This window comes from Enterococcus sp. DIV0436a (assembly GCF_051711605.1).
In the GTDB taxonomy this organism is placed as follows: domain Bacteria; phylum Bacillota; class Bacilli; order Lactobacillales; family Enterococcaceae; genus Enterococcus_B; species Enterococcus_B faecium.
Map to the genome: position 1 here is coordinate 32,088 of NZ_JBIONA010000001.1, position 15,043 is coordinate 47,130.

A 15,043-nucleotide genomic window follows, 5' to 3' on the forward strand; every position below is an offset into this window, starting at 1 on the left:
TTTGTATATTTAGTAAGTAGCTACACACTTCTATATAAATTCAGAAGTTCTTCTAGAGTTTCTAAAGTTTGTTTCTTAATTAGCTTATTGATTCTATAATATTTTTGATTTATATAGGAAATTAAAAATATTATAGAATCAACACTCAGAGAACGGGTTGGTTTTTAATAGATTTAATAAGTACTGATAATGAAATTTCTCCTGGTTGGGAAAACGAAGTTGGTTACCCTGTAGAAGAATTTTTTCAAGATTACTTTGCGGAGTATGCCGATAGGATAATGAGAGATTACGTAACAGATAAAACTCAAGAAGTCATCAATCAATCCCAGTCATTAAATGAATTATCTGATAAGGCGAAAGAAGAAGCAGTTGCCATTATTTCTTCAGGGATTAGTGACTATATTGATATGAGTGGTGAAATCAATTATGGCGATAAAGACAAAATTGTACGCATGATAAAAGCTTTTATCAAAACTTTTGATGTGAAGGCAGATCTTAAGTTTAATGATACTTACCTAGTAGGAAAATTAATTAATATCCTTGGGACAGAGAAAGATACGGAAACGTTTATTTCCTCTTTGTCTATGTTGTTTACAGATAAGCATTTTTCAACTCAGCTTGGTGGAGAGGAACTAGTGGAAATCTTTTAACCATTACGCCCAGCATTAATAAAAGTATATCAAAAAAGTACTCCTGATGATTTTTAAGATTGGTTTGAGAAATAATGTGAAAACACTATTTTTAATGTTAATTATAGATAGAGATGAACGCGTCATATGGTTAAAAGAATGAAAAAGTCAAAGATACACTGCTATATTTCACTAAGGATATAGCAGTGTATCTTTCATGTCGTTTCACTGGCAGTTTTTTATAAAAGGAGGTGTGCATTTCAGTTGCTTTTCTTTGGTAGTTAGTTGAATCGTTTAAGAATTAACGGATGTGGCAGACAGGTGCTCTGTCCAAAAACCAGTAAAATCTTTGATGGTTCCATCTTTATTTAGCTGTGCCTGTTCAAATACTGTTTTGTTTTTACCGAATGGATCAATTGCAATAATTGTTCCGATCCCCGCACGTTTGGCAGCAAGTAATCCTGAGTAAGCATCTTCGATAACAAGACAATCAGCCGGAGCTAAGCTCAGTTTGTCTGCCGCTTTAAGAAAAATATCCGGTTGCGGTTTCCCAGGGAAAGAGCCGTCGTCATAGACAATCTTGTCCCAGTCAAACCAGCGGGCTAAATCGAAAATATCAAAATAAAAAGCAACATTCTCTTTGACAGTAGCCGTGGCAATCGTTAATGGAATCTGTTGGTCAGTCAGCTGGTCAAGAGTCGCTTCAAGCCCTTTTGTCAACTGAAGCTCGTTTTCATTTTGCAAGCAAAGCATACGATAATAGCTTTCTTTTTCTTCTGACAATACGGCGATCTCAGAGGCGGTCAAATGCTCTGAAATGAAATGTTTCAAAATCTCCGTATTCGTCCGACCATGAATATTTTTTAAAATATCCTCGTCTGATAAACCATCTTTTGTATGATCATGTATCATATGCAGCCAAGCAGCTTCATGCAGATGAGAGTCCAAAAACATTGTTCCGTTGAAATCAAATATAATCCCTTTCATAGTTACGCTCCTATAGTGGTATTTTCGGTTGAATCAGCAATTTGCAGATCGACATATTGTGCATAGTGCTCTTGAACCTCCCGCGAGATCTGGCGATCCGTAATGAGCAGATCGAAATCATGCAAATTATAAAACACATAAAAATCATCTCGATTGAATTTTTTATTATCAACGAGTAGATATTTCTTACGGGAATTATTTAGAGCGATCTGCTGTGCTTCTCCTTCTTCGGTACTGTAAGTAGAGATCGCTTCGTTGTGAACGCCATTTGAACTGATAAATGCTTTTGTAAACTTTAGTCTTCTTAAATTGTCGTTGGTGATCGGTCCGACAAATGCGCCGGTATTTTTCCGGAAATCACCGCCAATCAGTAGAATTTCTGGTCCATCTGCTTGAGCAAGAATATCAAAAACTGGATAATTATTTGTAATGATCCGAATTTTCTTGTTCAGTAAATGCGTCGCCAATAGTTCGATTGTTGTACCTGGTCCTAAGAAAATCGTTTCTCCCTCGTGAATCAAGGAGGCTGCTGTGGCAGCAATTTCTTTTTTTTCTTGAATCTGCAGAGTGGCTTTTTCAGTGTGAGAAAGTTCTTGATCTAAAGTGTAGGAAAGACTTTGAGCCCCTCCATGGACACGCAGCAGCTTGCCCGATTTTTCTAATTCATCTAAATCTCTGCGAACGGTCATATCAGAAACATCTAATTGATTGATGATTTCATTAACGGTAAGGATTCCTTTTTTATTGACCATTTCTACGATAGTAAGCAATCTTTCTTTTTTCAACATTGTCTTCACCTCTAATTTAAGGATAATCTATCATATAAACGGACAACAGTCAATCTAATTCGAACAAAAGTAAACATTTAGGGTGGTTTTTATGTTTGTTACAATAGATTTTATTGCTGTTTTCTGGTTTTTATGATTATTTGTGTTTGTTTTTGTTGACAAATGTTTTGGATGCGTTTACAATGCAATCAGTTAGAAAGAGCGAAAACTGATTATAGATTTGAGGAGAGATGTACATGCTTAAATTACCAGAAGATTTTATTTTTGGCGGAGCCACAGCAGCCTATCAGGTTGAAGGAGCCACTAAGGAAGGTGGCAAAGGCGCTGTTGCTTGGGATGACTTTTTAGAGGAACAAGGGCGATTCAGTCCCGATCCGGCAAGTGATTTTTATCATCAATATGCAAAGGACATTGAATTGTGTGAACGTTTTGGTGTAAATGGTCTAAGATTATCCATTGCTTGGAGCCGCATTTTTCCTGATGGAGCTGGGAAACCAAATCCAGAAGGAATCGCTTTTTATCATCGTGTGTTCGAAGAATGTAAGAAAAGAAACGTAACGCCGTTTGTGACGTTGCATCATTTTGATACCCCTAAACGTTTGTTTGACCATGGAGATTTTTTGAATCGAGAAACAATAGAAGCATTTGTTTCCTATGCCATTTTTTGTTTTCATGAATTCAAAGAAGTCAAGGTGTGGAGTACCTTTAATGAAATCTATCCAGTTGCAACCAATCAATATTTGTTAGGTGTTTTCCCACCAGGAATCAAATATGATTTTACAAAGATCGTCGCCTGTCTTCATAATATGATGGTTGCTCATGCCCGTGTAGTGAACTATTTCAAAGAAAACGAACTTCCGGGTGAAATTGGTGTAGTTCACTCATTAGAGACGAAATATGCGGCAACAGACGCGCCGGAAGATAAGCATGCTGCCTTTTTAGACGATGCATTGTCGATCCGTTTCTTATTAGATGCTACCTATTTAGGCTATTATTCAACTGAAACCTTGACTGCTCTTGATGAGATATGTGAAGCAAATCAGGCCAGCTATCATTTTCCTGAAGAAGATTTCGTTGAATTGAAAAAAGCATCCACGCGTAATGACTACTTAGGGATCAATCACTACCAATGCCATTTTGTCAAAGCTTACGATGGAGAAAATGCAATCCATCATAACGGTACGGGTGAAAAAGGGACCTCTGTTTATAAAGTGAAGGGAATCGGAGAACGTATTTATAAAGAAGGAATTCCTCGAACTGATTGGGACTGGCTGATTTATCCAGAAGGTCTATATGACTTGTTGCTGCGAATTAAAAGCGATTACCCACATTACAACAAAATCTATATCACTGAGAACGGGATGGGGTATAAAGATCAGTTTGAAGATGGCATTATTATGGATCAGCCGAGAATCGACTATTTGAGAGTCTATTTGGAATCCTTAAGCAAGGCGATAACAGCCGGGGTAAATGTGAAGGGGTATTTTTTGTGGTCGCTTATGGATCTTTTCTCATGGACAAATGGGTATAACAAAAGGTATGGCTTGTTTTATGTTGATTTTGAAACCCAGAAGCGTTACCCAAAAGAATCAGCTTACTGGTACAAGTTGGTCAGTGAAACCAAAACGATTATTTAATAAGTGATAATGGAGGAAGAAAAGATGAATAAAGAGGAATTACAAATGCTTGGTTTTGAGATCGTTGCATATTCAGGCGACGCTCGCAGTACATTATTGAAATTATTGAAAGAAGTAAGACAAGGAAACTTTGAACATGTTGATTCGGCGTTGAAAGAAGCCGACGAAAATTTAACCCTTGCACATAATTCGCAAACAAAAATTTTAGCGGAAGAAGCATCTGGGAAAGAGATGGAGATGGGATTCATTTTTATCCATGGGCAGGATCATTTAATGACCACTTTATTGCTGAGAGATCTGATTCAAGACTTTATTGTACTGTACAGACAGAATCAAGGATAGGAGAAGAACGCTATGGATGGAATCATTAAACAAATCGAAAAAGGGAAACCATTTTTTGAAAAAATCTCACGTAATAGTTATTTAGGAGCCGTTCGTGACGGATTTTTAACAGCGATGCCAGCTATTTTATTTTCAAGCATTTTCATTTTGATTGCTGCGGTTCCTGAGATTTTTGGTTACCAATGGCCTGAATCTGTCTCCACATGGCTATGGAAAGTCTATAATTATTCGATGGGTGTTGTAGGGTTACTCGTTTCAGCAACCACTGCTCGCTGCTTGGCTGATTCGATGAATCGTCGCTTACCGAAAAACAAAGTAATCAACACCACCTCTGTGATGCTGGCCTCTGTGGTAAGTTTCCTGTTGTTAAGCGTCTCTCCGATTGAAGGTGGATTTTCAACGGAATATATGGGGACAAAGGGACTACTGGCTTCCTTTGTCGCTGCATTTTTAACAGTTAATTTATATAAGTTTTGTGTGCTGAAAGATATTACCATTAAAATGCCTAAAGAAGTTCCTGGAACGATTTCGCAAACCTTCCGAGATATTTTTCCTTTCTCTTTTTCAGTATTTGCGGCCGTTTTAATTGATTTAGGCATTCGACAAATCTTCCAAATCTCATTTGCAGAAGCAATCATTACGGTGCTGCAGCCGCTATTTACAGCAGCTGACGGGTACTTAGGAATCGCTATTATCTGGGGAGCGATGGCGCTGTTTTGGTTTGTCGGTGTTCATGGACCGTCGATCGTGGAGCCGGCAATTGCGGCAATTATCTATGCCAATGTGGAAACCAATCTGCAATTGTTCAATTCCGGTGAACAAGCTTCTAAAGTACTGACGGTGGGTTTAGGGAATTTTGTAGGAACTATGGGAGGAACTGGGGCAACATTGGTTGTTCCTTTTATCTTCCTACTCTTTGCTAAGTCTAAGCAGTTGAAGGCAGTTGGGAAAGCTTCCTTTATTCCAGTAAGTTTCGCTGTCAACGAACCATTGCTATTTGCGGCACCCATGATTTTGAACCCTTATTTTTTTATTCCATTTTTGTTAACACCTGTTGTAAACGTTTGCCTGTTCAAGTTTTTTGTCGATGTATTGGGCATGAACAGCTTTATGTACGTTTTGCCTTGGGCAACTCCAGCACCGATCGGTTTGGTTCTAGGAACGGGCATGGGTATCTTAGCTTTTGTTCTAGCAGCGGTTCTAATCGTCGTTGACTTCCTGATCTATCTACCATTTTGCAAAGCATACGATGCTGTCTTAGTAGAGAAAGAAGCACAAAAAGCAGAGGTGATCGCAACCGAGGAAGGTGCTTCTGCCGATGTACGTGAGGAAGTACCTGTGGCAGCGAGTCAAGTTATCAGCGATGCAAATAAAGAAATCAATGTGTTGGTACTTTGTGCTGGCGCAGGGACAAGTGCGATGTTAGCTAATGCTTTAAAAAAAGGTGCATCTGAATCGAAAGCACCGATCAGTGCAATGGCGGGTGCTTATGGTTCTCATTACGAAATGCTGCAGGATTTTGATATGGTGGTCTTAGCACCGCAAGTCAATTCTTACTATGATGATATCAAAGAAGACACCGATCGCTTAGGAATCAAGCTGGTTGCGACAAAAGGAGCAGAATATATCGGATTAACGAGAGATCCTGAAAAAGCTGTTCAGTTTATTCTGAACCAATTTCAATAAAGGAGGAGCCATAATGAAAATGGGAATTTGGTTGCGTAAAGCTGTTTTATTTGCAGCTGTGTTAGGGGCTTTGGGGGCTGTTTCAAAAACTGTTGAAGCATCTGCCAGCGAATTTATTCGCGGAGCAGATATTTCGATCCTGTCAGATATGGAAAAATCTGGTGCAAAATATTATGAAGACGATATTTCAAAAGATGCCTTAGAGATTTTAAAAAATAATGGTGTCAACTATGTTCGACTGCGTTTGTGGCAGGATCCTTATAATAGTAATGGAGAAAGTTATGGAGCAGGGACAAATGATCTGGAAACGACGATTGACCTTGCAAAACGAGCAAAAAATCTGGGACTTAAGGTGCTGCTGGATTTTCACTACAGTGATTTTTGGGTTGATCCTGGGAAACAGAATCTTCCTAAAGCATGGCAAGGTCTGACCTTTGAAGAAATGAATACGGCATTGTACGACTATACAAAGAACGTTCTGTCGGAAATGAAGCAGCTGGACGTTTATCCTGATATGGTTCAGATCGGCAATGAACTGAATAGCGGAATGCTCTGGCCTTATGGCAAGTCTTGGGGAGAAGGCGGGGGAGAATTTGATCGATTGGCTGCTTTTTTGAAGTCTGGTATCCAAGCTGTTCGAGACACTCAACCTAAAACAACTCCAGTAATGCTCCACTTAGCTGATGGTGGCGATACAGGAGCATTTACTTGGTGGTTTGATGAAATCACGAGTCGAGGTGTGTCATTTGATTTAATTGGAGTGTCGTATTATCCGTATTGGCACGGTTCAATGAATGAACTTCAAACCAATATGAATGCGATCAGCCAACGGTATGGTAAAGAAGTGATCGTAGTTGAAACAGCTTATGGGCATACAACAGCGAATGCCGATACTATGCCAAATGCTTTTGGCGAAGCCGAAGCAGCTGCGGGGGGATATGAACCAACACCGACAGGACAAGCAGAGTATTTGCTGGATCTTGCCGATCGGATTCAGGCAGTACCGAATAATCGCGGGGCGGGCTTCTTCTATTGGGAACCTCTTTGGTACAACGGAAATGTGAGTTGGGCAACACAAGCAGGTATGAATTATCTCAGTGTTCAATCCACTATGGGAAACGAATGGGACAATCAAGCGATGTTTGATTTTGCTGGAAACGCCTTGCCAAGCTTGCGTGCGTTTAAACAAGCAGGGGCGCAAATAAATCTAGTTAAAAATGCAAGTTTCGAAAGCGATGGACCAACGACCAGTCCTTCCAATTGGCAAACCTGGTTTCAACAAGGAACCGCTAAGGGTACGATCAAAACGGAAGCGGGCACTTTTTTTGGGGACTACAAACTAACTTTTTGGCAGGATCAAGCATACGAGGCATCAGCTTATCAAAATGTTAGTGGCATAAGCAGAGGAACTTACACATTGAGTGCCTATGTAATGTCTGGGGGAGAGTTTGATACTAATCAGTTATATATCAAAAATTATGGTGGAGCGGAACTAAATACTGCGGTTGTTAAAACAAGTGAATGGACAAAAATTACAATCAAAGACATTCCAATTACAACAGGTGTTTGTGAAATTGGGGTTTATAGCAAGGCTTCAGGAAATGCTTGGACGAACGTTGATTTTGTTTCATTGGTGAAACAATAGACTGCGGATCGTTTCGATTCAAGATCGGAGGTTCCCTTCAGCCACATCGTTAGCGTAGAAGGCAGGAATCGAACCTGCACCTCGCCTTTGCCAAAAATAACCAGAAACGATTTCCAGTCATTTTTACCAAAACGAGTAAAGCACCAGACTTCATCTACACTTTGTATTATGCTAAAGAGAGTTCAACGATTTCGTAAGAAGCAATGAAAAAATTGCAAAAAGTTGTGCAGATAACATAAAGTTTGTTTAAGAAAGGGTAACCTTAGAATTCCGTCGTGAATATGATTTGAGCACTTAGATGGATAGAAAAAAGTTCTCGGAAAACAGTTCGTTTTTCGAGAACTTCTTTTTATGATAAGAATGAAACAAATTAACTTATATTATAGTCTCTTTTGGTAGGGAACCATCTTATTTTTAATGAAAATCAAGCATTTTAGCTATTGAAGAATGTTGATTTATAGGGATTCCCCCTCCATATTATGTTGGCTCTTTATTCCCACTCCACTGTTGCTGGTGGTTTAGAAGTGATGTCATACACGATACGGTTGACGTGGGCTACTTCGTTTACGATACGTACAGAGATTTTTTGCAAGACTTCCCATGGGATACGGGCAAAGTCAGCGGTCATTCCGTCGATTGAAGTTACAGCACGGATACCGACTGTGTAGTCGTAAGTACGTCCGTCACCCATAACACCGACAGAGCGGATCCCTGGAAGAACAGTGAAATATTGCCAGATATCACGGTCAAGTCCAGCAGCTGCGATTTCTTCACGCAAGATAGCATCAGATTCGCGTACGATTTCTAGCTTGTCTTCAGTGATTTCGCCAAGAACACGAATACCAAGACCAGGACCAGGGAATGGCTGACGCCAAACGATTGAATCAGGCATGCCTAACTGAGTCCCTAATTCACGGACTTCGTCTTTGAATAATGTGTTTAATGGTTCGATCAATTCAAATTGCATATCTTCTGGCAGTCCGCCTACATTATGGTGAGATTTGATCGTCTGTGCTGTTTCTGTACCAGATTCGATAACGTCAGTATACAACGTTCCTTGTGCTAAGAAAGAGACGCCTTCTTCACCAGCAAGTTTTGTTGCTTCATCATCAAAAACATATACGAATTCATTCCCAATGATTTTACGTTTTTGTTCTGGGTCAGATACACCTTTCAACTTGTCTAAGAAGCGATCTCTTGCATCGACTTTGATGATGTTCAAGCCGAATTTTCCGCCTAGACTTTCCATTACTTGTTCCGCTTCGCCTTTGCGTAGCAGACCATGGTCAACGAAGATAGATGTCAATTGGTCACCAATTGCTTTTTGTAAAAGAACCCCAACGACACTAGAATCAACGCCGCCTGAAAGACCAAGCAAGACTTTTTTGTCACCAACTTGTTCACGGATTTTTTCTACTTGCATATCGATAAAGTTATCCATTGTCCAGTTACCTTCACAGTGACAAACATCAAAGGCAAAGTGGCGCAGCAATTCGATTCCGTATTCGGAATGACGTACTTCTGCATGGAATTGGATACCATAAAAATTACGTGTTGTGTCTTGGATAGAAGCAATCGGACAATCTTTGCTTGTTCCGACTGTTTCAAAGCCTTCAGGAACTTTAGTTACCAAGTCACCATGGCTCATCCATACTGTTTGTTGTTTTGGTGTTTCTTTAAACAAGACAGCTTGATCGCTTGTTACTTCTAACAAGGCTTTCCCATATTCGCGGTTTTTAGCAGGCTCTACGGAACCGCCAAGTTTGTACGTGATCAATTGCATACCATAGCAAATCCCTAATACAGGAATACCTAAATTGAAGATCTCAGGATCGATCCCAAATGCATTCTCATCATATACACTGTTTGGTCCGCCAGAAAGAATGATTCCCTTTGGATTCATCGCTTTTACTTCTTCTGCAGTAATGCGGTGGCTCAATAATTCGGAAAAGACTCCAAGATCACGAATACGTCTTGTGATCAATTGGTTATACTGACTACCGTAGTCTAATACGATAATCTTTTCAACGTTCGTCATATCGGCAACGTTTGTCAAATTTATTACCCCTATCCCTTTAAATTTTATCTCAAAATAGTCAAACTATTTTAAAATGCTAATATTTTCGCATGAAAATCGAATCGATGATATGATTTTCAGTTTTATGGAGAATTATATCGGCTCTTCCTCGTGTAGGCAAGATATATTCCTGTAAATTTTTCAAATTCACATTTTTCCATACATCTTTTGCCATTTTAAAGGCTTCTTCACGATCTCCGATAGCAAAACGATAATAATAATTCTCTGGATTTTGGAAAGCTGTATCCAGTAACGCACCAAAACGATCCAAATACCATTTTTCGATCAGCAAGGGATCAGCATCGACATAGACAGAAAAATCAAAAAAGTCGCTGACGTAGATTTGCTGATTCGCAGGTAATTGAAGCGTATTGATCCCCTCAACGATCAAGATATCAGGTTGCTGGATCAATTCGTACTTGTCTGGAATGATATCATACACATCATGTGAGTAAACAGGTACTTTTATCTCTTCCTGACCAGATTTTACACGGTTCAAGAAATCGATCAGCATCTCCATATCATAACTTTCAGGAAATCCTTTACGGTCCATGATTCCACGCTCTTTTAATATACGATTTGGATAAAGAAATCCGTCAGTCGTGATCAGCTGAACGTTTCTTCGTTTGAAGGTACGAGACAAAATCGTCTGCAGCAGTCTGGCTGTTGTACTTTTTCCAACGGCTACACTTCCGGCGATCCCGATAATAAAAGGCGGTACTTCTACGTATTTATGAAGAAATAAACCTTTACTCAAGAACAAAGATTCAAATTCTTTCATATAAAGATAAATCAGATGAGCAAGAGGTACATAGATATCTCGAACATCCTGCATGGAAATGCGGTCATTCAAACTTTTGATATTATCTAGTTCATCTTGTGTCAAAGGTGCTTGCCCATTACGATAAAATTCTCGCCATTCTTCTCTTGCCACACGGTAGTAGTTCATTGGATCATTCATATTAGCCTCCTGCGTTCTCCCATCAATGGAACTATTTTAACACAAAATAAACGCAAACCCCACCACTTAAGAGAGATTGCCGATCTTTTTGTATAATCTTTATAATAGAAAGAAACGGAGTCTTATTCTTGACTTGCGCACGGATACATAAAAGGATAGACTGTTGTCATGAAAGAAATGAGAAGGATGGAAGACATGACAAATCATTACTATTCTGAACGCCCAGATACGGCGCACGATTTTGAACAATGGGCTTTTGAGTTAAAAGGCAAAACCTTTCAATTTGTAACAGATTCTGGTGTATTTTCACGTGAAACAGTGGATTATGGTTCACGTGTCCTGATTGATGCTTTCGATTGGGAAGAGTTACCTGATGAAGGAAAGATCTTAGATGTGGGATGCGGGTATGGACCGATTGGGTTAGCTTTGGCATTTGCGACACAGCGGTTTGTTGAAATGGTCGACATTAATGAACGAGCGGTAAGTCTAGCGCAAGGAAACGCAAAGCGTAACCAAATCGAACATGTTGATATCCATCAATCGAATATCTATGAAGCAGTTCATGAAGAAACCTATGCAGCTATCGTAAGCAATCCGCCGATCCGTGCTGGAAAAAAAGTTGTACATAAAATTTTGACAGGCGCATATCATCGGTTGAAGAAGGGCGGTACACTGACAATTGTGATCCAGAAGAAACAAGGAGCGCCGAGTGCGCAAAAGAAAATGGAAGAAACATTTGGCAATGCAGAAATCGTCACAAAAGATAAAGGATATTATATCATCAAAAGTGTGAAAGAATAACTAGCTGAAAAATAGTGGAGCGACGAAAGAGTGGAACTGGGCGTACATATTACATATATGGTACGCATCAGTTCTTTTTTATTGATGACTTTTTTAATCAAGGAACTATCTTTTCTTAAAAAAGAAGTAGCAGAATCAGAATCATGTTTTTTTACGATAAAATAAATAAGATACAGAACTTGTATAGAAGGCTGCCAAGTCGGTAGATAAAGGAGATTTTTATCAAAAAACATACTTTCCTTTTTTCTCTATTCTTTTCTTGGGGGTTTTGGTACACTGATAGGGAATTTAGATAGAAGGGAGCCAATAGGATGAAGCTGACCATCAGAGATATCGCAGAAATGGCAGGCGTATCAGTAACAACTGTCTCACAGATTTTGAATAACAAAGGAAGCAGATTTAGTGATAAGACAAGGAAAAAAGTGTTGTCGATCGTGAATGAACATCATTATAAGCCCGATTATTTCGCTTCAAATGTGATCAATCGACATTCAAAGACCATCGGAATGATCGTCCCTGATGTCACTGATTTCTTCTTCTCCAAACTGATCGAAGGTGTAGAGAGCTATTTGAATCCTTTGGGCTATGTGATCATGTTATGCAATTCTCGTCATAGCCAAGAAAATGAGATCAAGTATTTACAAGAGCTTTCCCACCGCTCAGTGGACGGAATCTTGCTGGCCACACCAAATATTTTACCTGAGAAATACGCATTAGACAGCGGATTTTATCAAAAAATGCCAATCATTTTAATCGATCGCGGATTGAATCGTCGGGATAACGGACGGCTTATCGTAAAGGAATATGAGGGCGCCTATCAAGCTGTTTCGCTGTTTATTGAAAGTGGCCATACGAAGATCGGCATGCTGAAGGAAACCACTGGATACTATCAATTAGAAGAACGTTTCAACGGATATCGTCATGCGCTGAAAGATCATGGCCTGCCTTTTAATGGGAAATTTGTTGAACATGGAGAGTTGACTGTTCAAGGTGGATATACTGCATCAAAAAAATTACTCAAACATAAAGATATCACGGCTATTTTTTGCGGGAATGATGCCATGGCGATCGGATGCTATCAGGCGATCGATGAATTGGGCAAAAAAATCCCAGAAGATATCTCAGTCATAGGATTCGATGGATTAAAGCTGTCAGAATACATGATTCCGCAATTGACGACAGTGCAGCAGCCAAGTTTTGATATTGGATTTTATGCTGCACGTTTCCTGATCGATACGATCGAATTTCCTCAAAGAAAAGTTCCGAACAAAGTGTTCGAAACAAAATTAATTATTCGTGAGAGCGTAAAAGTATTGACAAAAGGCTAACTCGGCGGTATATTGCTTATGTAAGCATTTACAAAGGTGAGTTAGTGCTTTTTTTATTTTTAGTAAACCAGTTTACTAAAGTGGTTTACCTTTCCTAAAAATAATGTATAATACCGAATGAAGACAAGGAGGATCAGGCAATGCGAATGGTGGATCTGATTGAAAAAAAGAGGGATGGAAACGAGCTGTCGAAAGAGGAAATCGAGTACATCGTCACGAACTATACGAATGGAAAGATTCCAGATTATCAAGTCAGTGCCTTATTGATGGCAATTTTTTATCAAGACATGACAAATGAAGAAATCACGAACTTAACATTGGCGATTGCTAATTCTGGTGATGTCATCGATTTGAGTTCTCTTGAAGGAATAAAGGTAGATAAGCATTCGACAGGTGGCGTTGGTGACACGACCACATTGATTTTAGCCCCCCTAGTAGCTAGTGTCGGAGTGACAGTGGCTAAAATGTCTGGACGCGGTCTAGGTTACACAGGTGGTACACTAGACAAGCTAGAAGCAATTCCCGGATTTCAGATCGAGCTTTCGGATGAAGAATTTGTACGCATTGTTAATGAAAGTAAAGTAGCGGTAATTGGTCAATCAGGAAACTTGGCACCGGCGGACAAAAAATTGTATGCCTTGCGTGACGTCACAGCGACCGTTGATTCTCTTCCGCTGATTGCCAGTTCAATTATGAGTAAAAAAATCGCGGCAGGAGCAGATGCAATCGTTTTGGATGTGACCACTGGAGACGGTGCTTTCATGAAGAACATCGAAGATGCAAGACGTCTGGCAAAGACCATGACGAGCATTGGGAAACTGGCTAACCGAGAAACAGTGGCGGTTATCTCAGATATGTCAGAACCTCTTGGCGAAGCCATCGGAAATAGTCTAGAAGTTGTCGAGGCAATCGAAACATTACAAGGAAATGGTCCAGAAGATCTAGTAGAAATGTGCTACGCCTTAGGAAGCCAAATGGTTGTTCTTGCTGGCAAAGCTAAGACAACCGATGAAGCAAGAATGTTGCTTCAAGAAGCTCTGGAATCTGGTAAAGCGTTAGCAAAATTCAAAGAAATGATCCAAAATCAAGGGGGAGACCCAGCGATCGTGGAACATCCAGAACGAATTTTGACTGCACGCTACACAATGGAGCTTCCTGCTAAACAAAGCGGAGTTGTGTCAAAAATCGTGGCAAATGAATTAGGAATTGCTGCAATGATGCTAGGTGCTGGGCGTAAAACCAAAGAAGAAGATATTGATCACGCTGTTGGATTGAAACTGCATAAAAAAATTGGTGACACTGTGACAAAAGGTGAGTCACTATTGACGATCTATAGTAACGACGAAGAAATCACTTCTGTCATTGAATTATTATATAAAAATATTGAAATTGGTGAATCGGCAATGAAGCCAACGTTGATTCATGACATCATCACAGAATAAAGGAAAAAAGCGGACTTTACCGTTTTAAAGAAAAGGGGAAAAGAAATGGAACTAAACCGAATGATCGACCATACTATTTTGAAAGCAGACGCATCTAAAGAAGCTGTGATGCAAATTATCGAAGAAGCAAAAAAATACCATTTTTATTCTGTCTGCATCAATCCAGCATGGGTTGCGCTAGCGAAAGAACAATTACAAGGTGAGCCAGTAGCCGTATGTACAGTAATCGGGTTTCCTCTAGGAGCAAACACACCCGAGACAAAAGCATTTGAAACAACAGATGCCATCAATAACGGTGCAGATGAAGTCGATATGGTCATCAATATCGGTGCTTTGAAATCAAAGGATGATCAACAAGTCCAAAAAGATATCGAAGCAGTTGTTGAAGCAGCAAAAGATCGTGCGCTTGTCAAAGTTATTATTGAAACATCGTTATTAGATAGAGAAGAAATCATCCGAGCTTGCGAAATAGCAAAAGCTGCAGGCGCTGATTTTGTCAAAACATCAACTGGTTTCTCAACAGGCGGAGCAAAGGTAGAGGATGTCCGTTTGATGCGTGAAACTGTAGGACCAGAAATGGGTGTCAAAGCTTCCGGCGGTATCCATAACGAAGAAGAAGCAATGGCAATGATCGAAGCTGGTGCTACAAGAATCGGAACAAGCGCAGGAGTAGCAATCGTATCTGGTTCAACTGGTGAAGGCTATTAATTTTTTCAAAGG

The 15,043-nt window shown here is 39.7% G+C and carries 13 protein-coding genes; 9 read left to right on the forward strand and 4 right to left on the reverse strand.

What is annotated here, in order from left to right; all coding sequences use genetic code 11:
- Window positions 1–278: 278 nt before the first annotated feature.
- Entirely contained in the window at window positions 279–650 is a 372-nt protein-coding gene (locus IGL15_RS00145) for a hypothetical protein (RefSeq protein ID WP_002288640.1), read from the forward strand.
- A gap of 273 nt (window positions 651–923) precedes the next feature.
- Here IGL15_RS00145 and IGL15_RS00150 read toward each other — a convergent pair whose 3' ends face one another.
- Window positions 924–1,616, reverse strand: coding sequence for an HAD family hydrolase (locus IGL15_RS00150; RefSeq protein WP_002288638.1), 693 nt, complete (start codon window positions 1,614–1,616; stop codon window positions 924–926).
- Window positions 1,617–1,618: 2 nt separating this feature from the next.
- Complete coding sequence (locus tag IGL15_RS00155; RefSeq protein ID WP_002288637.1) at window positions 1,619–2,404, reverse strand: DeoR/GlpR family DNA-binding transcription regulator; 786 nt, start codon at window positions 2,402–2,404, stop codon at window positions 1,619–1,621.
- A gap of 236 nt (window positions 2,405–2,640) precedes the next feature.
- Between IGL15_RS00155 and lacG the strand changes: the two genes are divergently transcribed.
- The 4 genes from lacG to IGL15_RS00175 are packed head-to-tail and all read left to right on the forward strand — an operon-like array spanning window position 2,641 to window position 7,714.
- Window positions 2,641–4,041: a 6-phospho-beta-galactosidase gene (gene lacG, locus IGL15_RS00160; RefSeq protein ID WP_002288636.1), complete on the forward strand. Its 1,401-nt coding sequence runs from the start codon at window positions 2,641–2,643 to the stop codon at window positions 4,039–4,041.
- A gap of 24 nt (window positions 4,042–4,065) precedes the next feature.
- Window positions 4,066–4,383, forward strand: coding sequence for a PTS lactose/cellobiose transporter subunit IIA (locus IGL15_RS00165; protein WP_002288635.1), 318 nt, complete (start codon window positions 4,066–4,068; stop codon window positions 4,381–4,383).
- 12 nt (window positions 4,384–4,395) lie between these two features.
- Window positions 4,396–6,069: a PTS lactose transporter subunit IIBC gene (locus tag IGL15_RS00170; RefSeq protein ID WP_002288634.1), complete on the forward strand. Its 1,674-nt coding sequence runs from the start codon at window positions 4,396–4,398 to the stop codon at window positions 6,067–6,069.
- A 13-nt stretch (window positions 6,070–6,082) separates the two neighbouring features.
- A complete protein-coding gene (locus IGL15_RS00175; protein WP_104765170.1) occupies window positions 6,083–7,714 on the forward strand; it encodes a glycoside hydrolase family 53 protein in 1,632 nt (543 codons plus the stop codon).
- Window positions 7,715–8,204: 490 nt separating this feature from the next.
- On the opposite strand, the gene guaA is transcribed toward IGL15_RS00175, so the two are convergent.
- A complete protein-coding gene (gene guaA / locus IGL15_RS00180) occupies window positions 8,205–9,770 on the reverse strand; it encodes a glutamine-hydrolyzing GMP synthase (protein ID WP_002298578.1) in 1,566 nt (521 codons plus the stop codon).
- A gap of 58 nt (window positions 9,771–9,828) precedes the next feature.
- Window positions 9,829–10,752: a type I pantothenate kinase gene (gene coaA / locus IGL15_RS00185; protein WP_002298576.1), complete on the reverse strand. Its 924-nt coding sequence runs from the start codon at window positions 10,750–10,752 to the stop codon at window positions 9,829–9,831.
- Between the two features lie 195 nt (window positions 10,753–10,947).
- Here coaA and IGL15_RS00190 point away from each other — a divergent pair, with 195 nt between their 5' ends.
- The 4 genes from IGL15_RS00190 (at window position 10,948) to deoC (ending at window position 15,031) form a co-directional block, all read left to right on the forward strand.
- Window positions 10,948–11,553: a class I SAM-dependent methyltransferase gene (locus IGL15_RS00190; protein ID WP_002317543.1), complete on the forward strand. Its 606-nt coding sequence runs from the start codon at window positions 10,948–10,950 to the stop codon at window positions 11,551–11,553.
- Between the two features lie 311 nt (window positions 11,554–11,864).
- A complete protein-coding gene (locus tag IGL15_RS00195; RefSeq protein ID WP_002291103.1) occupies window positions 11,865–12,881 on the forward strand; it encodes a LacI family DNA-binding transcriptional regulator in 1,017 nt (338 codons plus the stop codon).
- A 140-nt stretch (window positions 12,882–13,021) separates the two neighbouring features.
- Window positions 13,022–14,323, forward strand: coding sequence for a pyrimidine-nucleoside phosphorylase (locus IGL15_RS00200; protein WP_002298573.1), 1,302 nt, complete (start codon window positions 13,022–13,024; stop codon window positions 14,321–14,323).
- Window positions 14,324–14,368: 45 nt separating this feature from the next.
- Entirely contained in the window at window positions 14,369–15,031 is a 663-nt protein-coding gene (gene deoC / locus IGL15_RS00205) for a deoxyribose-phosphate aldolase (RefSeq protein WP_002289206.1), read from the forward strand.
- Window positions 15,032–15,043 lie beyond the last annotated feature (12 nt).